Annotated in this window: 9 protein-coding genes; 5 read left to right on the top strand and 4 right to left on the bottom strand. The window is 72.6% G+C overall.

The window, feature by feature from the left end; translation table 11 throughout:
- Positions 1–15: 15 nt before the first annotated feature.
- Together ACIRP7_RS34600 and asnB are read left to right on the top strand one after the other, a co-directional pair.
- Positions 16–516, top strand: a complete 501-nt coding sequence (locus ACIRP7_RS34600; protein WP_403667543.1) for an SRPBCC family protein — start codon at positions 16–18, stop codon at positions 514–516.
- A gap of 55 nt (positions 517–571) precedes the next feature.
- The gene (asnB, locus tag ACIRP7_RS34595) at positions 572–2395 is read left to right on the top strand and encodes an asparagine synthase (glutamine-hydrolyzing) (protein ID WP_403667541.1); all 1824 of its coding nucleotides are present in this window, start codon (positions 572–574) and stop codon (positions 2393–2395) included.
- Positions 2396–2461: 66 nt separating this feature from the next.
- Here the strand turns inward: asnB and ACIRP7_RS34590 are convergent, their stop codons facing one another.
- The 4 genes from ACIRP7_RS34590 to ACIRP7_RS34575 are packed head-to-tail and all read right to left on the bottom strand — an operon-like array spanning position 2462 to position 8444.
- Positions 2462–3763 (bottom strand): condensation domain-containing protein, encoded by a 1302-nt coding sequence (locus ACIRP7_RS34590; RefSeq protein WP_403667538.1) that lies wholly within the window; start codon positions 3761–3763, stop codon positions 2462–2464.
- 57 nt (positions 3764–3820) lie between these two features.
- Entirely contained in the window at positions 3821–6874 is a 3054-nt protein-coding gene (locus ACIRP7_RS34585; RefSeq protein WP_403667535.1) for an amino acid adenylation domain-containing protein, read from the bottom strand.
- Positions 6875–6915: 41 nt separating this feature from the next.
- Complete coding sequence (locus ACIRP7_RS34580) at positions 6916–7740, bottom strand: SDR family oxidoreductase (RefSeq protein WP_403667532.1); 825 nt, start codon at positions 7738–7740, stop codon at positions 6916–6918.
- A complete protein-coding gene (locus ACIRP7_RS34575; protein WP_403667529.1) occupies positions 7737–8444 on the bottom strand; it encodes a thioesterase II family protein in 708 nt (235 codons plus the stop codon). The genes ACIRP7_RS34580 and ACIRP7_RS34575 overlap by 4 nt, the downstream gene beginning before the upstream one ends.
- Before the next feature lie 337 nt (positions 8445–8781).
- On the opposite strand from ACIRP7_RS34575, the gene ACIRP7_RS34570 reads away from it, so the two are divergent.
- The 3 genes from ACIRP7_RS34570 to ACIRP7_RS34560 all read left to right on the top strand — a co-directional run bounded on the left by ACIRP7_RS34570 (position 8782) and on the right by ACIRP7_RS34560 (position 21941).
- On the top strand, positions 8782–8904 hold the full coding sequence (locus ACIRP7_RS34570) for a hypothetical protein (protein ID WP_403667524.1): 123 nt from the start codon (positions 8782–8784) through the stop codon (positions 8902–8904).
- 343 nt (positions 8905–9247) lie between these two features.
- Positions 9248–18088 (top strand): SDR family oxidoreductase, encoded by an 8841-nt coding sequence (locus ACIRP7_RS34565; RefSeq protein WP_403667521.1) that lies wholly within the window; start codon positions 9248–9250, stop codon positions 18086–18088.
- A complete protein-coding gene (locus ACIRP7_RS34560; protein WP_403667518.1) occupies positions 18081–21941 on the top strand; it encodes a type I polyketide synthase in 3861 nt (1286 codons plus the stop codon). Before ACIRP7_RS34565 ends, ACIRP7_RS34560 begins: the two co-directional genes overlap by 8 nt.
- Positions 21942–22051 lie beyond the last annotated feature (110 nt).

Here is a 22051-nt window from a genome sequence, read left to right as displayed (position 1 = left end):
GAAGGACCACCCCCGATGCCCACCCGCTGGTACCCGGTCGAAGAGGCCGACGACTCGTTGTTCGGCACCGCCTCCCTCTACCTGACGCGCTCAGTCGACGTTCCCCACCCTGCCGAGGAGACCTGGGCGGCCCTGACCGACGACAGCGGCCCGGCGCACTGGACGAAGGGAGTGAAGCGGCTGACCTGGACCTCTCCCCGGCCGTTCGGGGTCGGCACGACCCGGGAGGTCGAGACGCTCGGAGGCTTCGTCATGCGGGAGCGCTTCTACCGCTGGGACGAGGGACACCGCAAGACGTTCACCGTCGTCGCGAGCACCCGCAACGTCTTCCGGCACCTCGTCGAGGACTACGTCGTGGAGCCCACCCGCGACGGCTCCCGGCTCACCTGGCAGTGGGCCGGCGAACTGAACCGCCCATGGTCCCACCTCAGGCACGTACTGAAGCGGGTCGTCCTGGAGCCGACCGCCCGCTCCCACATCGACGGACTGCCGGCGCACATGGCGGCCGGCCGCTGACACCCCGCGCGAGCCGGACCAACACCCAACGAAGCATCATCAGGAGAGGACGCACATGTGTGGGATCGTCGGCTGGATCGCCTTCCAGCGTGACCTGGAGAAGGAACGCCCCACCCTGGAAGCACTGACCGCCACCATGGTCTGCCGCGGCCCGGACGCCGGGGGCACCTGGGTGTCGCCGCACGCCGCCCTGGGGCATCGACGGCTGTCGGTCGTCGACCTGGAGGGCGGTGTCCAGCCCATGACGGTGGACACCCCGGGCGGCCCGGTGGTGCTGACGTACAGCGGTGAGGCCTACAACTTCCGGGAGCTGCGCGACGAACTGCGGCGCCGCGGCCACGCGTTCCGCACCTCCAGTGACACCGAGGTCGTCCTGCGCGGCTACCTGGAGTGGGGCGAGCGGGTGGCCGACCATCTTCTCGGCATGTTCGCGCTGGGCATCTGGGACGGCCGCACGGACCGCCTGATCCTGCTGCGCGACCAGCTCGGCATCAAGCCGCTCTACGTCTACGAGACCGAGGACGGCGTCCTGTTCGGTTCGGAGGCCAAGGCGATCCTCGCCCATCCGGCCGTGGAGGCCGTGGTCGACGCGGACGGCTTCCGGGAAATGATGGGCTACGTCAAGGAACCGGGCCGGACCCCGTGGCAGGGCATACGGGAGGTGAAGCCGGGCACCATGCTGATCGTCGACCGGGGCGGGGTGCGCGAGCGGATCTACTGGCGGCTGGAGGTCGAGGAGCACCACGACGACACGGAGACGACGGTACGCCGGGTCCGTGAGCTGCTGGAGGACAGCGTCAGCAGGCAGCTCGTCGCGGACGTGCCGCTGTGCCTGCTGCTCTCCGGCGGTCTGGACTCCAGCGCCCTGACGGCCCTGGCCGCCCGGAAGCTGGCCGAGGAGGGCCAGCAGGCCAGGACGTTCACGGTCGACTTCGAGGAGGCGGACGACTTCCGCGGGGACGAGTTCCGCACCTCGCCGGACGCCCCGTTCGCCCGCGAGGTCGTGGGCCACGTCGGCACGCTGCACAGCAACATCCGGCTCGACCATCAGAAGCTGGCCGACCCCGAGGTACGCCGGGCCGTGATCGCGGCCCAGGACGTCCCGTTCGGCTTCGGCGAGGGCGACAACTCCCTCTACCTGCTGTTCAAGGCGATCCGCGAGCATTCGACGGTGGCCCTGTCGGGCGAGTCCGCCGACGAGACGTTCGGCGGCTACCCGTGGTTCCACGTCCCGGCCGTGCAGCAGACCGCGATGTTTCCCTGGCTGACGGCCGCGCAGCCCGCGAGGACGTACGACCGGGAGCTGACGCTCGACACCCTGGACCTGCCCGGCTTCCTGGCCCAGCGCTGGTCCGACACGGTAGCGCGGGTGCCGTCCCTGCCCGGCGAGGACGCGCACGAGCGCCGTATGCGCGAGTTCTGCTACGTCCATGTGACCAACTGGCTCGGCACGCTGCTGGACCGCAAGGACCGGATCAGCATGGCGGTCGGCCTGGAGGTGCGGGTTCCCATCTGCGACCACCGGCTGGTGCAGTACGTCTTCAACACTCCCTGGTCGATGAAGACGTTCGACGGCCGGGAGAAGAGCCTGCTGCGTGCCGCCGTGCGCGACACGCTGCCGGCCTCGGTGGCGGACCGGGTCAAGGCGAGCTACCCGCTGACCCAGGAGCTGAGCTATCTCGCGGAGGTGCAGCGCCAGGCGGGCGACCTTCTGTCGGACGACCACCGCGCGGTGGAGTTCTTCGACCGGGCGGTGCTCACCGAGGCCGTGCGCGGGAAGCCGGAGTCCATGACGCGTGACGGGCGTGACGTGATCGAGCGGGTCCTCGACCTGGCCGTCTGGCTCGACCTCTACCGCCCCGCCATCAAGCTGTCCTGACCTCGCGTCACAGAGCGTGTTGAGGGGCGCGGCCTCGGCCGTGACCCTCAACACGCTCCACGGCTGTCAGGAGGTGGCTGCTGCGGTGTGCGGCTCCTTCTCGGACTTGGCGAGGGCGAGCAGGCTCGTGCGGACCTCATCGGCCAGCTCGCGTATGAACCGCGGGCTGAAGCAGGCGGTGTAGTGCGGGAACTCGATGGCGAGACGGCCGTCGAACGTCGCGACGCAGGCCATGATCGGGCTGCGGCCGGCCTGCGGGAAGTACTGCTCACGGGCGGGCGCGAGCCGTACGTCGGTGACGCGCGTGCCTTCCGGCAGGCGCGGGCCCGACACGGCCCCCATGTTGGTGACGATGACCGTGCCCAGGTGGAGTGTCGGATACCGGGGCACCGACGGCATGATCCTCGTCTCCAGGACGTGGTCACCGCGGTCGATGAAGTGGAGCAGGCCGTCGCGGACCTCACGCGCCAGCTCCAGTAGGTCGGTACCCACGCCGACGGACAGGACCTCCAGGTGCATGGTGACCGCGGCGACCATGACCTCGGCGGGCACCTGCGGCGACAGACGCGAGCGCAGATCGACCGGCGACAGACAGCCAAGGACGCGCGGGTCCGTGCCGTCCATGCGTCGGCGGGCGGCGAGCAGCACGGCGGCGCTGATCAGCGCGTGCACGGACAGGCCTTCCGCGCGGGCCCGCTCGCGCAGCCGCGTGGTGGCTCCGGTGTCGAGAAACAGCCGCTGGATCTCGATGCGGTGGGGTCCCCCGGGCGCTTCCTCCGTCGCCCTGACGTCGTACGGGACGAGTTCGACCGGGTGGCGGCGGACCTTCTCCACCCGCTGTTCCAGGTGCTTCGCCGTGTCGGCCGCGTCCGCGTGGGGCAGCAGTGTGCTGATGGGCGGGGGGAACCCGGCCATGGTCGGACGCGGGGCCCCGGCGCCGCCGATGAGCTCCCGGTAGCGGTCCCAGACCATGTTGAGCAGCGCGACCGCGCTGTGTCCGTCGGCGATGACGTGGTCGACGCTCAGGATCAGGGTGTGCCGCTCCTCGTCGGGGTCGGTCACGAGGACCGCCCGGGTCAACGGACCACCCACTGTCAGCGGGGTGTTGAGCTCCTCCGCGTACGCCTCCTCCTCGCCCCCCGTACGTATCCGCAGCCGGGGCCGCTCGGCCTCGGGGAGGAATTCGAGGGCGTGGCCGTCGCCGTCCGGGACGATGCGCGTCCGTAGCTGTGGCTGCTCCGCCGTGACCGCCTCGAACGCCGCGGACAGAGCCACCGGGTCGACAGGACCGTCCAGGGCACAGGACAGGACCGCCCTGCTTCGCTGGGCGACATAAATGTTCTCCACGGGGCATAGCGCGCGTCGCATGCAAAGAGCCTTTCTCGTGCCTGTCAAAGAATCATCGAGCGGAGGAGACCTTCTTGTTCACCGCTCCAGCAGCGCGGCCATCGCTCTCGGAGTGGGATTCCGGTACATGTCGCGAGTGTGCAGGGGCGGCAGGCCCTTTTCCCGGAATGCGGCCGCCAGTCGAATGGCGAGCAAGGAGTTTCCGCCGATGCCGAAGAAGTCGTTGTCGGGACCCACGGTGAATCCGAACGCCTCGCTCCAGGTGGAGCACACCAGCGAGAGCAGTCCGGACTGCTTTCCTGTTTCGGATCCGGACACCTTGTCGGTGTCGGCGGGGCGGGCGTTCCCGGTCATGGCGGGTTGGGGTGCCGGAAGTTTTTCGGCGTCCAGTTTTCCGTTGATCGTGCGGGGAATCTCGGATATCGGCGTCCAGGTACCGGGCAGCATGTACTGCGGCAGGATTTTGGCTGCGCGTTCCCGCACCTCCGCCGTGCCCCTAGCGGTTCCCGCGTCTTCACGGAAGATCAGATAGGCGTCGAGCCGAAGACCGCCGGCAGGGTCACGGCCGGGGATGACCACGGCGTCGGACAATTCCGGGTCGTTCAGCAGCACGGCCCGCACCTCGTCCGTCTCGATACGGTAGCCGCGTATCTTGACCTGGTTGTCCAGTCGGCCCAGATGCTCGATGCGGCCATCGGGAAGAAGCCTGCCGCAGTCACCGCTGCGATAGGTGCGGCCGCCGCTGACCGGATCTTCGAGAAATCGCTCGCCGGTGAGTTCCGGGCGGTCGAGATAGCCGAGCGCCACCCCGGCCCCGCCGACGTGAATCTCGCCCCGTACGCCCTGCGGAAGCAGTCGGCCACGGCTGTCCCGGACGGAGACGCTCCAGCCCCGCAGAGGACGGCCCACCGACCGGTCACCGTGCAGTATCTCCGTCCGTGTCACGGTCTGGGCCGTGACGTGCACCGTGGTCTCGGTGATGCCGAACATGTTGACGAAGCGGCACCGTGACCAGCCGTCCGCGTCCAGACAGGGCCTGAGCACGCGGGGGTCCAGCGCCTCTCCGCCGAAGATGAGCAGCCGCACCGACACCGTCCCGCCCCCAGCTGCCGTGTCCGCTCCGTCTGCCGCGCAGGGCCGGCACAGCCGGGCGAGCTCGCCGAACGCCGAAGGCGTCTGATTCAGGACGGTCACCTTCTCCGACACCAGCAGTTCGAGGAACGACTCCGGTGACCTCGCCGAGAAGTACGGCACGATCACCAGCCGTCCCCCGGTGAGCAGACAGCCCCAGATCTCCCACACGGAGAAGTCGAACGCGACCGAATGGAACTGCGACCACACGTCGCGAGCCGAGAGGGCGAAGTCCGCGCGGGTGGCTTCGACGAGCGCGGTGACGTTCCGGTGCGGGACGACCACGCCCTTGGGACGGCCGGTGGTCCCGGAGGTGTAGATGACGTAGGCCGGCTGTCCGGGGTCGGTCCGGTCGGTCACGGGAGTGTCCGGTTCCGGCTCGGCGCGCAGCGCCAGGTCGGTGACGGACACCGCGCGGTCCGAGGGGATGCCCGGATCCGACGCCTTCTCGGGGCCGATCACGAGCCGCAGACCGGCGTCCTTCGCCGTGTAGGCGAGCCGTTCCGCGGGATAGCCGACATCCATGGGGACGTACGCGGCTCCGCTCTTCAGGACGGCCAGGAGCACCACCACCAGATCGGTGGAGCGTTCCACGCAGACCCCGACCCGGTCCCCGCACTCCACGCCGAGGGACCGCAGGGCGTGGGCGAAGCGGTTGGCCCGCGCGTCCAGTTGCCGGTAGGTGAGCGTCTCCCGCTTGTGGCTGACCGCCACGGCGTCCGGCTGAGCGGCGGCGATCTCCTCGAAGGCGCGGTGGACACAGTGGGGTGCCGTGTCGAGCGGACCACCGTCCGCCAGTTTCCTGATCGAGGCCTCCTCGTCGTCGTCCAGGAGCCGGAGGCGGTCCGCGGGCGTCGCGGGCGGCTGCTGGAGAAGTTGCCCGAGGACCGAGGCCAGGTGCCGGCAGAACTGCTCGACCAGGTCCCTGTCGTCGCGGCTCTCGTCGAAGAGGCACACCGCTTCCAGCCCCTCGGAGCCCTCGCCGAACCAGTGGACGACGAGGGGCGCACCGGGCCAGGTGCCGGGGAAGTACGACACCTCGTGTGCGAGACCGAGTCCGGGGTCGGAACTCTCCTCGTCGAACGCCACGGTGAGCCGCGACGCCCCACCCTCGTGGCCGCCGGGGGCCTCCTGCCGGGCACCACCGGATCGGCCGAGGTCGTCGAGGGCGGTCTGCGCCTGTGCGAGCAGTTGGCCCGTCGTGTCGGCCCCCGTCAGCGTCAGCGGCACGGCCTCTTCCGTCGCGCCCAGTACCGCGGCGCTCCGGTGGCGGCGTCGCACCACGCCCACGGTCACGTCGGTACGGTCCAGGTAACGCATCGCCGTGTACGCGACCGCGGCCAGCTGGGCGGCGCGGAGCGACCGCCTACCCGGCGTCGGGCGGCGATCGTCCGGGGCCGTGACGGCCGTGGTGGCCGTGGGGACCGTGAACCGGTGGACGGCACGGCGGCCACGGCCGCCACCGGCGCCGGGCGGGTCGGCGGTGGCCGCCCCTCGAACGCCCGTCCTCTCGCCCGGCCCCGCGACCGGAAGATCCCACCACAGCCGTCCCGCAGAGCTGTCGGGATCGCCGGCCACGGCACGGGCGACCGAGGTGAGGGACGTGCGGTCGAGACACCACCGGGCCGCGGTGAAGACGAGCTGGTCGCCGTCCTCGCAGCGCAGGACCACGAGGCGCACCGGCGCCGGGCCGAACCGGGGCACCGGCCGCAGCAGCTCCCGGTGCAGTTTCCACATCGCCCGGGGGTCGTCCGACCGATGCGGCACCTCCTCCAGCCACACCGTTCCGGGTTCTTCGACTCCATGCCGTACCGCTGCACACAGGTCTCGCTCATCGGGTACGGGGCATTCGGCGAGGACGTCCCGCAGGCGCTCGGCGAGTACCTCCGGGTCCACTCGGGGACCACCGCTCAGGACGATCGCGTGATGGTCGAGGGGCCTTGAGCGCTCGGTGGGCGAGAGTGCGTCGTAGGACTCGTACGCGGTCAGGACCGCTGACATCTTGGCTCCCTGTCTGATGTGCGGGCTTGGTGCCGCGGTGCCTACTTGGCGGTGAAGCCGCCGTCCACGGTGACCACGCTGCCGGTGACCCCGCGTGAGCCGTCACCGACGAGCCACAGCACGGCTTCGGCGACGTCGCCCGCCTCGACGAGCTCGTTCGTGGGCTGGGCCTGGACGAAGATCTCCTCGTGCTCGGAGACGGGTACGTCCAGGGACTTGGCGATCTCGGAGAGCATGCGGCCTTCGAGCACCGGGTCGTCCCGTACCGACCCCGGGCACACCGCGTTCACGCGTACCTTGAGCGGCGCGTAGTCCAGGGCGGCAGCGCGGGTCAGGCCGATCAGTCCGTGCTTGGCCGTGACGTAGGCGGCGAAGTTGCGGTAGCCGACCAGCCCCGCTGTGGAGGAGATGTTGACGATGCTGCCGGAGCGCTGCCGCGCCATCACCTCGCCGACCGCCCTGGTCATGCGCCAGGCCCCGGAGAGGTCGACGTCCAGCATGACGCTCCACTCGTCCTCGCCGATCTCGTGGACCGCCTTGCCGGACGGGGCGGCGATGCCGGCGTTGTTCACCAAGGCGTCGACGCGACCGAAGCGCTGGACGGCCGCGGCGACCGAGGCCTCGACCCCACGGAGATCGCGAACGTCGGCCGGGCAGGAGAGAACGGCGGCGCCGTGCGCACGGCACAGCTTCTCCGTGTGGGCCAGCTGACCCTCGGTGCCGAGGGCGTACGGGACGAGGGGGAGGTCGTCGGCGACGTCGACCAGCACCAGGTCGGCGCCGGCGGAGGCGAGCAGTTCGGCGCAAGCGCGGCCGATGCCTCGGGCAGCGCCGGTGACGATGACCGTCTTTCCGCGCAGGTTCATGCCCATGCCTTGAGTTCGTCATCGATGAGCTTGAGCAGCGGCCCCGGGTACTCGGTCAGGTACATGTGGCCGCCGGGCAGTTCCTCGAAACGGAACCCGGAGCGGGTGACCGTCTCCCACTGCCGTGCCTGCTCTACCGAGACCAGTGTGTCGTCCAGGCCGCGCAAGGACGTGACGGGCGCGTCGAGCGGGTCCGCGGCAGTCGAGACATACGCCTCGTGCAGCGCCACGTCGGCGCGGAGCGTCGGCAGCAGAAGTTCCAGCAGTTCCGGATCCTGCATGGTCGGGTGGTCGTATCCCGCGAACTCCCGCACCCGGGCCAGGAACTCCTCGTCCGGAAGCCCGGTGGCACCCACCTCGCGCCTGGTCATGGGGCCGGCCGAGCCGCTGACGAAGAGGTGGGCCACCGGTATCCCCTTCTTATCGCCTAGCTGACGGGCCATCTCGTAGGCGAGTACGGCTCCGAAACTGTGACCGAAGAGGGCCACCGGTCCCGGCGACAGGTCCGCCTCCGCGATGAGTTCGTCGGCCATCGACTCGACCGCGGTGAAGACGTCCGGGAAGGGCGGATCGTCGAGGCGCCTCTCCCGCCCGGGGAGCTGGACGGGATGGATCCGGGTGGCCTTCAGGCCGTAGCGCTGCCAAGGGGTGAAGAAACTCGCGCCTGCTCCGGCGAAGGGGAAGCACAACAGCGGGACAGTCATGTGGGCATGGCTCCTGTCAGTCGCCTGTACAGGCTGTCGGTCTGGGGTGGGATGTCTGCGGGCGGCGGGTGGTCCGTACGACAGGCACCACGGCGTCGTCGGTCCTCGCCCCGCCGCCCGAGGTCCTCCCGTGCGCGGCGGAGCCATGAGGGAGGTCGGGCGCTCCCGCGCGGCAGAGCACGCCAGGCGAATGCACCGTGTCACAGACAGGCTCGAGCCGCCCTGGAGGCTCCCTGGAGACGGCCTTGCCCCTCGTGGCCCTGCACCGCTTCTTGACCAGTCCTCAAGCCGGGGTGCCGAAGCTGGCTGCCCCGAGCACTCCGACTCTGGAGACCGAATGGGTACCTCCGCACCCTCCGAGTGGGTCGCTGCCTCGGCGACCGGCGGCATCGCCCCGACCCCGGCCGTCGGCGCGCTCCTCGCCGTCCTGGCCCGCCGGTCGAGGAGCGCCGCCCGGTGAACGCAGTCGGTGCGCAGGGGCCGCCGGTATCGCTGCTGCCGAGGCAGGATGCCGGGGTCCGCGTGGCCGCCCGGCGGCCGGGCGGAGGGAACCGCCGGGGCCCTCGGGCACCCCGTCGTCCGGTGTGCCGGGCGGCCCGGCCGCACACCCTCGGCGCCGGTTCCCGGCGGCATCCGCCGAACCGGCCCGACTGAGCCGACCAGGGCCCTCGTGCCATCTCTCCACGGCGTGCGAGTCCGCGCAGGCCGTGTCCATTTGTCTGACGAGGATGATTACCGTGCTCCAAGACGCAGACGGATCCACCGCTTCCGCATCGCCGCCGCGGAGCGCTCCCGAGCCGACCGTGACCTCAGCGCCTGCCGGCCAGGGCACGGAGGACCATGCGCTGCTGGGCCTGACCGGAGCGCAGGGAGGCATCTGGTACGCGCAGCAACTCGACCCGCGCAGCCCGGCCTACAACACGGGCGAGTATCTGGAGATCCACGGGCCGGTCGACACGGACTTGTTCGAGACGGCGCTGCGTCGCACCGTCGCCGAGACGGAGGCGTTCGGGCTGCGCTTCACCGACACGCCCGAGGGACCACGCTGCACGCCGGCGTCCACCGACTGGGTTCTGCACATGCGGGACGTGAGTGCCGCGCCGGATCCCACGGCGGCGGCCGAGGAATGGATGCGCGCCGACCGCGCCACCGTCGTGCCGGTGACCGAGGGCCCGTTGTTCACCCATGCCCTCTTCAAGGCGGCCGACGACCGCTACCTGTGGTACATGAGGGCCCATCACATCCTCCTGGACGGCTACGGCTACCTGCTCGTCTTCCGCAGGACCGCCGAGATCTACACCGCGCTCGCGTCCCGGCAGGAGGTGCCCAGGACGTCGTTCGCCCCCGTCAGGAAACTCCTGGACGAGGAAGCCGCATACCGCGTCTCGGACCGGTACGAGCGTGACCGCGCCTACTGGACCGAGCGCTTCGCGGACCATTCCGGCGCCGTCACGCTCGTCGAGGGCAGCGCGCCCCCGTCTCCGGCCTTTCTGCGCCGTACGGCGGTGTTGTCCGCGTCCGCCGCCGAACAGCTGTCGGCCACCGCGTCCGCGGTGGGTGCGAACAGGTCCGAACTGCTGCTCGCGGCCGTCGCCGCGTACACGCACCGGGTGACGGCCCGCGAGGACGTGATCCTCGGCGTGACCACCATGAGCCGGCTCGGATCGGCCGCTCTGCGGACCCCGGGCACGGTGTCGAACAACCTTCCGCTGCGGATGCCGGTGCGCCCGGACCTCGCCGTGGGGGAGCTGGTCGCGGCGACGGCCGCCGAACTGCGCGCCGTCCGCAGGCACCAGCAGTACCGCGGAGAGGACCTGCGCCGGGATCTGAAGCTCCTCGGCGGTGACCGACGGCTGTTCGGCCCCCTTGTCAATCTGGTCCCCTTCTCCCACCGGCTGCGCTTCAACGGCCACCCGGCGACGCCGCACCACCTCTCGGGCGGCGCGGTCGACGACCTGCTGATCACCGTGCGGCCGGGCGCCGACGGCACCGGCCTGGGCTTCGCCTTCGACGCCAACCCGGCGCTCTACACCGAGGACGCGCTCGCCGGTCACCTGGAACGGTTCCTGACCTTGCTGGACCAGTGGGCCGAGGCCGAACCGGGGCTCACGGTCGCCGGGACGAACCTGCTGCTGCCTGGTGAGGACCCGGCCTACGCGTCCCCCGAGCCGGCGCCGGCCGCGGCGGACGCCACCGTGCCCGCCCGCTTCGAGGCCTGGGCCACCCGCGCTCCCGAGGCGCAGGCCGTCACCCATGACGGCCACACCCTGAGCTACGCGGAACTCGACGCCCGCGCCAACCGGATGGCCCGGCTGCTGGTCGAGCGCGGGGCGGGCCCCGGCAGGATCGTGGCCATGGCGCTGCCCCGCTCGGCAGACCTGGTCACCGGGCAGCTGGCGGTGCTGAAGTCGGGCGCCGCCTGCCTGCCGCTGGACCCGGCGCACCCCGCCGAGCACCTGCGCGCGCAGGTGGACGACGCCGCGCCCGCGCTGGTGCTCACCGACGTGAGCGCGGCCGGCGCGCTGTCGGGCACCGGCGTCCCCACCGTCGTGCTGGGTGGCCCCGCCATCGAGGGCGAGTTGGCCGCGCTCCGCGCCGACGACCTCTCCGACGCCGACCGCGGTGCGCCACTCACGCCCGATGCCGTGGCCTACGTCCTGCCCGTCCCGGACGCCTCGGGAAGCCCGAAGGGCGTGCTCATCCCGCACGGCAGCCTCACCGGACTCTGCGAGACGGCCGCCGCGCACGTGCCTTCAGGCCCGGACGACTCGTGGGCGCTGTTCCACTCGTGCGCCTCCCCTTTCGGTGTCTGGGAGCTCTGGGGGGCGCTGCTGCACGGCGGCCGGCTGGTCGTCGTGGCACATGACACCGCCCGGTCGCCCGAGGAACTGCTGGACCTGCTGCGTCGCGAGCGCGTCACCGTCCTCAGCCAACCGTCCTCCGTCCTGCCCGGGCTGGTCCGGGCCGACCGGGCAACCCGGCACGCGTCGGGGCGGGGCGGTTCCCCACTCGCGCTGCGTCACCTCGTCATCGTGTGCGAGGCACCGGAAGAGGCCGACCTGAGCCCCTGGATCGAGCGGTACGGCTACGAGGCCCCTGTCCTGGTCGCCGTGTACGGCGACGCCGAGACCACGGGGCCGGTCGCCTTCCAGCGGGTGGACCGCGATTGGCTCAGGCAGGGGCGCCGCGTCCTGGGCACCCCGCCGCCGGACGCGCGGCTCTACGTGCTCGACCACTGCCGGCGGCCGGTGCCGCCCGGCTGGGTGGGCGAACTGTACGTGGCCGGGGCCCGCCTGGGCCGCACGGAGCCTGGTGACGAGCGGTTCGTCGCCGATCCCTTCGGACGGCCGGGCACGCGGATGTACCGCACGGGCGACCTCGTCCGCCGGTGCGCCGACGGCACCCTGGAGCTCGTCGGCCGGACCGACGAGCAGGTGCGGACCGGGGGGTTCCGTGTCGAGCCCGGTCCGATCGAGACGGCCCTCGCCGGCCATCCGGCCGTCGCAGAGGCCGCCGTCGTCGCTCGGGACGGGCACGACAGCGGTAGCCGGGGCCTCGTCGCCTATGCCGTACCCGGACCGGGACGCCGTCCGACCCGCGCGGAGCTGCTCGCGCACCTGGCCCAGGTGCTGCCGGAGCACATGGTGCCCGGCGCCTGCGTGTTGGTGGACGCCCTTCCGCTGACCACCGACGGCACACTGGACCGCGGGGCTCTGCCCGCCGCCGACGCCGAGGCCCCGGGCGGCTCTCCGGCCACCGAGACTGAGGCGCAGGTCCGCCGCCTCTTCGAGGAACTGCTGGGGTTGCCCGCCGGCGCGGTCGGTCCGGACGACGACTTCTTCCGCCTCGGCGGGCAGTCCCTGCTCGCCTCCAGGCTGGGGACCAGGCTGCGTGCCGTCACCGGTGCCGAGGTGTCCCTGAGGACGATCTTCACCGAGCCGACCCCCGCCCGGATCGCCGCTCGGCTGTCGGTCCCGTCCGCCACGGCACCCACACGGCCGGCCCTCGTACCCGCCGGGCGAGGGGGCCGGATCGCGTTGTCCTCCGCCCAGCAGGGCATGTGGTTCCTCAACCAGCTCGACACCACGGCCGCGACGTACAGCATGCCGCTGGTCCTGCGGCTCGAACGACCGGTCGACGACAAAGCCCTGCGGGCGGCCCTGTCGGACGTCGTCGACCGGCACGAGAGCCTGCGCACCCTCCTGCCGCAGGCCGACGGCACCCCCTACCAGGACATCCGCGCACCGGGAACCGTGCACCCGTCCCTGGAGGTCGTGGACTGCCCCGCCCAGGAGGTGGAGGCGTATGTCGCGGCCGCGCTGCGCCACCCGTTCGACCTGACGCGGGACCTCCCCCTGTGGGCGGGGCTGTACGGCCCCCGGGACGGGACCCGTGCGCTGGTGCTCGTCCTGCACCACAGCGCGGCGGACGGGTGGTCGCTGGTGCCGTTCGCCAACGACCTCTCCGCCGCGTACGCGGCCCGCCTGGAGGGCCGGGCCCCGGCCTGGGCGCCCGTGGTCCAGTACGCCGACTACACGCTCTGGCAGGAGCGGCTGCTCGACGGGCTCCGCGACCCGGCCGCCCTGATGGGCGCGCAGCTGGCGTTCTGGAAGGAGGCCCTGGACGGCCTGCCGGAGGAGATTCCGCTGCCGGCCGACCGGGGCCGCCCGGCCGTGCCCAGCCGCAGCGGCCGGGGCCTGACCGTCGAGCTCGGCTCCGACCTCCACCGCGCCCTGCTGCGGCTGGCCGACGCCGGCGGGGCCAGCCTGTTCATGGTCCTGCAGAGCGCCCTCGCCGCCCTGCTCACCCGCTGCGGCGCCGGTGGCGACATCCCCATCGGCACCCCGGTCGCGGGACGCTCCGACGCTGCCCTGGACGACATGATCGGCGTCGTCACCAACACCCTCGTCACCCGCACCGACACCTCGGGCGACCCCGCGTTCCGCGATCTGCTGGCCCGGGTGCGGGCCTTCGACCTGGCCGCCTACGACCACCAGGACCTGCCGTTCGACCGGCTGGTGGAGGAGCTGAACCCGGCCCGCGCGGCCGCCCGGCACCCGCTGTTCCAGGTGATGCTGGCTCTGCAGAACAACACGGAAGCGGTCGTGCGGCTCGGCGCCAACGAGGCCCCCCTGCACCCCACGGCGACCGGCACCTCGAAGTTCGACCTGTTCGTCGAGTTCACGGAGCGGCGCGGCGTCGACGCGGCCCCCGACGGTCTGACATGTCATGTCGAGTACAGCACCGACCTCTTCGACGAGGCCACGGTGCGCCGGCTGGCCGAGGGCCTGCACCAAACGCTCGCCGCCGTGGCGGCGGACCCGGACCTCACGATCACCGGGCTGCCCGACCCCGGCCCGCGTCCGTCGCGGGCCGGGGCGACGGACCAACCGTTCGACGCACGGGCACTGGAACGGTCGGTGCTCGCGGTGGGCGGCATCCGCGAGTGCCTGGTGCTGCCGCCGCGGGACGGCGACGACGCCCGGCCGACCGTCCTGGCCGTACCCACCCGGGCGAACGCGGCCGCACAGGCGGAGCAGGCTCTGCGGCGCGCGACTGCGGATGGGCGGGCCCCGAGGGTGGTCGCTGTCTCCGACCTGCCCCGCACCACGGACGGGGCCCTGGACACCGCCGCGTTGCGAGACCTCCCGAGGATCGGCACCGAGCAGGCGGAGCGGTGGCAGCGGGCGCTGGCGCAGGTGCCCGGTGTGGAGGCCGTCACCGTGGAACTGGAGGAGGTCGAGGAGCCCCTGGGCCGACTGCACGCGGGGCCGGCCGCCTCGGGCCCGTCCGAACGCCCCGGCACGGCGGGCGAGGGCTCCGAAGAGGCGGCGCCCGCTTCCACCGGGCGGGGGGCGGTTCCCTCGATCAGCGAGGGGCCCCCGCTGCCCGAACCGGCCGTGCGGACCTGGGCCGAGGCCCTGCGCCGGGCAGCGGCCGGCGGACCGCACGCCGAGGTGGTGCACATACGGGCCGACGGCAGCACCGTGCGCCGCAGCTACGCGAGCCTCGCCGAAGAGGCGTCCCGGGTCCTGGGCGGGCTGCGCGGGCTGGGACTGCGCCCCGGCGACCAGGTAATCCTCCAGTGCGACGACACCGAGGACTTCCTGGCGGCCCTGTGGGGCTGCATCCTCGGCGGGTTCGTCACCGTGCCGCTGACCGTCCCGCCCTTGTACACGGAGGACTCCGCGGCGGTGAACAAGCTGGAAGGCATCTGGCGCATGCTGGGCCGCCCGTGGATCGTCACCTCCGGCGATCACGAGGACGGGCTGCGCGCTCTCGCCGACCGGCGTGCCTGGACGGACTCACGGCTGACCACGGTGGACGTGCTCCGCCGCGGACCCGCCGACTCCGAGTGGTATCCGGCGAAGCCCGACGATCTGATCCTCATGCTGCTCACCTCCGGCAGCACCGGCCTGCCCAAGGCGGTCCGGATCGATCACCGGGGCGTCCTCACCCGGTCGGCGGCCACCGCTCAGGTGAACGGCCTGACGGAACACGACGTGTCGCTGAACTGGATACCGCTCGACCACGTCACCGGCGTCGTGATGTTCCACCTCAGGGACGTGTTCCTCGGCTGTCGGCAGGTCCACGCGCCCACGTCCTGGGTGCTGCAGGACCCGCTGCGCTGGATGGACCTGGCGGACCGTCACCGGGTCACCGTCACCTGGGCGCCCAACTTCGCCTTCGGTCTGCCCGCGGAGCACGCGCACCGGATGGGCGACCGTACCTGGGACCTGTCGCCGATGCGGCTGGTGATGAACTGCGGAGAGGTCGTGGTGGCCGCCACCGCCCGTCGTTTCCTGCAGGTGCTCGCCCCGTTCGGGATGCCGCCGACGGTCGTGCACCCCGGCTGGGGGATGTCCGAGACCTGCTCGGTGGTGACGGACGCCGAGCTGCCGGCCGAACCGGTGGCGGGCGAGGACACCTTCGTCAGCTGCGGGCTGCCCTACCCCGGGTTCGCCATGCGGGTCGTCGACGACGAGGGCCGGGTGCTGCCGGAGGGCACGGTCGGGCACTTCCAGGTCCGCGGCACCTCGGTGACCTCCGGGTACCACGACAACCCGGAGAAGAACGCCGAGTCGTTCACCGCCGACGGCTGGTTCGACACCGGTGACCTGGCCTTCCTGCGCTCCGGCGAGCTGTACATCACGGGCCGGGCCAAGGACGTCATCATCATCAACGGCGTCAACCACTACAGCCACGAGATCGAGACCTGCGTGGAGGAACTGCCGTTCGTGGAGCGGTCGTTCACGGCGGCGTGCGCGGTGCGACCGGACCCGGCGGCGGACACCGACGAACTGGCCCTGTTCCTCAACGTGCTCCCCGGCACCGACCTGGCCGACGCGCTGCGCACGGTACGCGGCAAAGTGGCCCGGGAGATCGGGATCACCCCCGCCTACCTGGTGCCGGTGGAGCCGCGGACCATACCCAAGACCGAGATCGGCAAGATCCAGCGGACGCAGCTGCGCAAGCGTTTCGAGGCGGGCGAGTTCGACGAGGACGTACGGCGGACCGAGGTGCTGCTGGGCACCGCGGTCACCGTGCCGGACTGGCTTCTGCGCCCCGTGTGGCAGCGCGCGGAGCGCTCGCGCCACACGGCGGCCCCCGCGCGGCACACCCTGGTGCTCGCCGGACGCGACGCGCTGGGCGCTCAGGTCGCCGAGGCGGTGGCCGGGGAGGTGTGGCGGGGAGGTGCCCTGTGCACGGTCGTCACCGCGGCCGACGAGTTCCGCCGTGTCGACATGGCCCGCTACCACGTCCGCGTGGACCGGCCCGAGGACTACGAAGCGCTGCTCGCGGCTCTGGCCTCGGACGGCCGCCCGGTGGACACGGTGATCCACCTGGGGTCGCTGACCGCCGGCAGCGCCGAGCCCGGGCGCGTGGAAGACCTGCGGGAGGCCCAGCGGGACGCCGTCGACAGCCTGGTGTGCCTGGCCAAGGCCCTGTCGTCGGGCGGCACCCCGGACCGCTCCGTCGGCCTCCACCTGGTGACCGGCGGGACCCAGGACGTACTGCCCGAGGACCGCCCCTCCTGCCTCCATGCCGCCGCGGGCGGCCTGCTGAAGAGCCTGCGGGAGGAGCTGCCCTGGCTGGGAGTCTGCCGGCTGGACCTCCCGGTCGCCGACCGCACGGAGGCCGCCCGGCTGATCCTCGCCGAGGCCGGCGGCCCGGTGACCGATGCCGAGGTGGCCTATCGGGACGGCCAGCGCTGGGTGCGCCGCCTGGGACGGCTGCCCGACCCGCTGCCCCGCAAGCCGTGGGCCGCGGCCGACGGCTTCCTCCTGGTGAGCGGCGGACTCGGCGGAGTGGCCGCCCTGGTCGCCGAGCACCTGCTCAAGGCGCCGGGGACCCGGTTGCTGCTGGTCGGCCGCACGGAACTCCCGCCCGAACACACCTGGGACGCACTGACCGCACAGGACAGCGAGACGGCCCCCCGGGTCGAGGCGTACCGCAGGCTGCGCGAACGCGGCGAGGTGCGTTACGAGTGCGCCGACATCACCGATCCCGCGCAGATACGTGCCGTGGTGGACAAGGCGTCCGCCGCCTGGTCGGCCCCCCTCGCCGGGGTGGTGCACCTCGCGGGCGCGTTCGACCAGCGACCCGTCGCCGAGTACGACCTGGATCGTTGGCGTGCCGCGCTCGCCGCGAAGGTCACCGGCGGCTGGGTGCTGCACCGGCTGGCCGCGGAGTGCTCGGCGTCGTCGTTCCTGTCCTTCTCGTCGGTCAACGGCTTCTTCGGCGGCTCGATGACGAGCGCGTACGCCGCCGCCAACGCTTACCTCGACGCGCTGGCGGTGTATCAGCACCGCGAGGGGGCGATGGCCGCCCACAGCCTGTCCTGGAGCATGTGGGACGACATCGGCATGAGCCGGGGCTACGGGCTGCGGGTGCTGACCGAGGCGCGCGGCTACCGGGTGCTGGAGCACACCGCCGGTCTGCGCTCCTTCGACCTGGCCCGCGGCCTGGACGAGCCGCACGTCCTGATCGGCGTCGATCGCGGCGCTCCCTGGGTGCGCGGGCACCTTTCGGGCCCGGCGCGCCCGGTGCACCGGCTGGCGGCCCGGGTGGCGCTGCGCGACGGCACCGACATCGGGGCGCTCCACAGGGCCGCCGCGGACAGCGCCCGGCTGTCGGGGGCGGCCGACCGGTGGGTCCTGCGGGCGGCCGGGACGGCGTCCACCGGCGCGTCGCCCGGCGGTCCCCCCGTCCGGTCCGCCGACCCGGGCACCGACCGGCGCCGGGCGCTGGAGGACAGGCTGTGCGGCATCTGGCGCCGGGTCCTGGACCGTGACCAGGTGGGTGTCGACGACAGCTTCTTCGACCTCGGGGGCACGTCCCTGCTGCTGGTGCGGGCGATGACCGAGGTCAACCAGGAACTGGGCTGCGACCTCACGGTCGTGGACCTGTTCAGCCATCCCACGGTCGAGGCGCTGGCCCGGCGCCTCGCCGACCGGGTGCCGGTCCCCGAGACCGCGCACGGCGGAGCGGCCGGTGACGGTCCCCCGGCGGGCGTCACGGCCGGGAGCGGGACCGCCACGCCGGGCGGAGCCATGGCACGCGCCCGGCAGCATGCGCAGCGGCAGCGCGCCGCACGGAACAGGACCATCCGGCAGAACAAGGGGAACGGCGGCGATGACTGACACACCGGACAACGCGCACTCGGGCAACGAGATCGCCGTCATCGGCATCGCGGCCCGCTTCCCCGGAGCAGACACGGTGGAGGAGTTCTGGGAGAACGTCGCCGCCGGCCGGGAGTCGGTGCGCCCGGTCAGCGACGAGGAGTTCCTCGCCGCCGGCGGGGACCCGGTGGACCTGGCGGACCCGTCACTGGTGCGCAGGGCCTCGGTCATCGAGGGGATCGACCTGTTCGACGCGGCCTTCTTCGGCTACAGCCCCGCCGAGGCCGCGATCGTCGACCCGCAGCAGCGGTTGCTGCTGGAGTGCGCCTACCACGCACTGGAGGCCGCCGGGTACGCGGCCGGCCGGGAGGAGCGGACGATCGGTGTCTACGCGGGCGCCGGGGACAGCCGTTACTACGCGTCCCACGTGTACCCGAGGTTCGCGGGCCAGCCCGGCTCGGTGGAGCTGGTCCACACCACCGCCGCCAACTCGCTGGGCACCCTGGCCACCAGGATCTCGTACGAACTCGGGCTGACGGGCCCGAGCCTGTCGCTGCAGACGGCGTGCTCCACCGGGCTGGTGGCGATCCACGCCGCCTGCCAGGACCTGCTCAACCTCGCCTGCGACGTCGCACTGGCCGGGGCGGTCTCGGTCAACCCCTCGGCGAAGCTCGGCTACCGCCATGTCCCGGGCGGCATGTTCTCCCCGGACGGCAGCTGCCGCGCCTTCGACGCGGAAGCCGAGGGCACCGTGCCGGGTGACGGGGCGGGCGTGGTGGTCCTCAAGCGCCTTGAGGACGCCCTGGCGGACGGGGACCGGATCAGAGCCGTGGTCAAGGGATCGGCGGTCAACAACGACGGCCGCCGGAAGGTGGGTTTCAGCGCGCCCAGCACCGAGGGGCAGTGCGAGGCGATCCTCATGGCCCAGACGCTGGCCGGCGTCGACGCGGACTCCGTCGGCTACCTGGAGGCCCACGGCACGGGCACGAACCTCGGCGACCCCATCGAGGTGGAGGCGCTGACCCGGGTGTTCCGGGAGACCACCGACCGCAGGCAGTACTGCGCCCTCGGGTCGGTCAAGCCCAACATCGGCCACCTCGGGGCCGCCGCCGGTATCGCGGGATTCATCAAGGCCGTGCTGGTCCTGGAACACGGGCTGATCCCGCCGGTCGCGCACTTCCGCCGCCCGAACCCGCTGATCGACCTGGCGGGGAGCCCGTTCCGGGTGCCGACCGCTCTGGAGGAGTGGCAGACCCAGGGCGGTCCGCGCCGGGCCGGCGTCAGCGCCTTCGGCATCGGCGGTACGAACGCGCACGTCGTCCTGGAGGAAGCACCGGCGGCACCTGAGCGGAACCGGCCCGCCGGCCAGGACGACGACCCCGGGGCTCGCTGGCAGGTACTGCCGCTGTCCGCCCGGACCCCCGGGGGGCTGCGCGGTCAGTGCGACAACCTGGCCCGGCACCTGTCGGACCACCCCGGCCCGGACCTGGCCGAGGTGTCCCACACCCTGCGCACCCGCCGCCCCGCGATGCCCCACCGGGCCGCGGTCGTCGCCAGAAGCAGCCGGGACGCCGTTGAGGCGCTGCGCCTTCCGCTGTCGGACACTCCGGCGAGGGGCGTGGACCGGTCCCCGCGCGTGGCCTTCCTGCTGCCCGGCGGCGGCGCCCAGTACACCGGCATGGGCGCGGAGCTGTACCGCGACTGCGCCGGGTACCGCGACGTCGTCGACCACTGCGCCGCGGTCCTGCGGCCCGTGCTGGGCCGGGACCTGCGGGACACGCTGTTCGGCTCCGACACGACCGACCCCGGCGTGCTGGGGCTGCTGTCGGTGGTCGTCACCGAGTACGCCCTGGCCACCGTGCTGATGCAGCGCGGGGCCCGCCCGGACGCCATGATCGGCCACTCCCTCGGCGAATACACAGCGGCCTGTCTCGCCGGGGTCATGGACCTGGAGGAGATGCTGCCGCTGGTGGCGGAGCGCGCGCGGCTGATGGTCGCGGCCGGCGGCGCCACCGTCAGCGTGGCCCTCGGGGAGGACGAGCTGCGGCGCCGGCTGACGGGCGGCCTCTCCCTCAGTGTGGTGAACGGGCCGGACGCCTGCACGATCGGGGGCAGCGAGGAGGCGGTGGCCGCGCTGGAGCGGCGGTTGGCGGCCGAGGAGATCCCGCACCGTCGGCTGACGCTGTCCCTCGCGGCCCACTCGCACATGCTCGACCCGATTCTCGGCGACTTCGCCGAGGCCGTGCGCGGCGTCACACTGCGGCCGCCCCGGATCCCCTACATCAGCAACACCACCGGCACCTGGGCCACCGACGAACAGGCGACCAGCGTCCAGCACTGGGTCGACCAGCTGCGCGAGACCGTACGCTTCGCCGACGGTGTCGCGGCCCTGTGGCGACGCGGCGAGACACTGATGGTGGAGGTCGGCCCCGGAGACACACTGTCGAAGCTGACCCAGGCGTGTCTGCCGGACGCGGGGCCGACCACGATCGTCACCATGCGCCACGCCAAGTCCGCGCGCTCTGACGTCCAGGTGTTCGGCGAGGCGCTCGCCCGGTTGTGGACGGCCGGCGTGCCGGCCGACCTCGCACCGCTGAGCGGAACCCGGGATGCCGGGCCGGGCGCGGCGCTGCCCGGCTACGCCTTCGACCGCCGCAGCCACTGGATCGACCCACCACGGGTCTTTGCCCGGCCCGCGGCTGACGGCGCCCCGCCGCACGCCGCGGACACCTCGGACGCTGCGGACACCGCGGCCGCTTCCGCCGCCGGGCCGTCGGCCTCCCTGGCTCCCCGGCCGCACCTGCGGACCTCGTACGTCGGCCCCCGCGGCGATCTCGAACGCGCGGTCACCGAGCAGTGGCAGGAAGTCCTGGGGGTGGAGCCGATCGGCGTCCACGACAACTTCTTCGACCTGGGCGGCGACTCCATGCGCGCGGTGATCCTGGCCGGGCGGCTGCGCAAGGCGGGAGTGCTCGACGTGCCGGGCTCCGCTGTGCTGGCCTCCCCGACCGTCGCGGGGCTGCTGGACCACACGGGCCGCCGGGGCGGCGGGCGGGACGCCTTCGCCCCGGTTCTCCCATTGCGCGCCGAAGGCGGTCAGCGTCCGCTGTTCTGCCTGCACCCCGGAGGTGGCATCGGCTGGCGGTACGCCGGGCTGCTCGCCCACCTCGGCGAGCAGCAGCCGGTCCACGCCATCCAGGCGCGCGGGCTGGACGGTGTCGCGGCGCCCGCCACCGACGCGAAGGACATGGTCGAGTCCTACCTGGGGCTGTTGCGCGAGATCCAGCCGGAGGGCCCCTACCGGCTCCTCGGCTGGTCCTACGGCGGAATGGTGGCCCACGCCATGGCCACCGCGCTGCAGGGCGAGGGCGAGCGGGTGGAACTGCTGGCCATGTTGGACAGCCCGCTGCTGCATCTTCACCCCCCGTCCCCGGAGGTGGCCGAGCGGCAGGTGGCGGCCCTGATCTCCCGGCTGACCGGTGCCGCCCTGCCGGACGGTGAGCCGGCCGACGTCGCAGACCTGCTGCGGCTGCTCGACTCGTCCGGCCCGGCGGCCAGCGCGGAGGTGACGGCGGAGGAGGCGGCCCGCATCGCCCGTGTCATGCGCAACAACCTGCGCATCGCACCCGAGTTCCATCCCGGCGTGTTCCACGGTGACGTCCTGTTCTTCAGCGCCGTCGGCGGCTCGGCCGACGGCGGCGGATCGGACGATCCGTCGGACGCGCCGGGCAAGGCCGAGGAGTGGCGTGCGTACGTCGACGGCGTGATCGAAGATCACGAGGTGCCCTGCGGCCACTACGAGATGACCGAGCCGGAGCCGATCGCGCGGATCGGCGAGGTGGTGGCGGCCGCCCTGCGAGCGCGGGAGAACTGACGGGACGGGCCGCGACGGCAGCGTCTCAGGCCCGGGTGACGCACCGGGACGATGCGCCGGCGGTCGCGGTCCACCTCCGACGGGGCCCGTTCGAACTTGCATCCGCCCTG

This window comes from Streptomyces sp. NPDC102270, assembly GCF_044766405.1.
Taxonomy (GTDB): Bacteria; Actinomycetota; Actinomycetes; order Streptomycetales; family Streptomycetaceae; genus Streptomyces.
Note: the sequence above shows the minus strand (reverse complement) of the source record. Positions and strands in the feature narration are given on the sequence as shown.

Excerpts from the sequence above, each read along its gene's own strand:
- ACIRP7_RS34600 (WP_403667543.1), top strand. The coding sequence starts at position 16 with ATGCCCACCCGCTGGTACCCGGTCGAAGAGGCCGACGACTCGTTGTTC.
- asnB (WP_403667541.1), top strand. The coding sequence starts at position 572 with ATGTGTGGGATCGTCGGCTGGATCGCCTTCCAGCGTGACCTGGAGAAG.
- ACIRP7_RS34590 (WP_403667538.1), bottom strand. The coding sequence starts at position 3,763 with ATGCGACGCGCGCTATGCCCCGTGGAGAACATTTATGTCGCCCAGCGA.
- ACIRP7_RS34585 (WP_403667535.1), bottom strand. The coding sequence starts at position 6,874 with ATGTCAGCGGTCCTGACCGCGTACGAGTCCTACGACGCACTCTCGCCC.
- ACIRP7_RS34580 (WP_403667532.1), bottom strand. The coding sequence starts at position 7,740 with ATGAACCTGCGCGGAAAGACGGTCATCGTCACCGGCGCTGCCCGAGGC.
- ACIRP7_RS34575 (WP_403667529.1), bottom strand. The coding sequence starts at position 8,444 with ATGACTGTCCCGCTGTTGTGCTTCCCCTTCGCCGGAGCAGGCGCGAGT.
- ACIRP7_RS34570 (WP_403667524.1), top strand. The coding sequence starts at position 8,782 with ATGGGTACCTCCGCACCCTCCGAGTGGGTCGCTGCCTCGGCGACCGGC.
- ACIRP7_RS34560 (WP_403667518.1), top strand. The coding sequence starts at position 18,081 with ATGACTGACACACCGGACAACGCGCACTCGGGCAACGAGATCGCCGTC.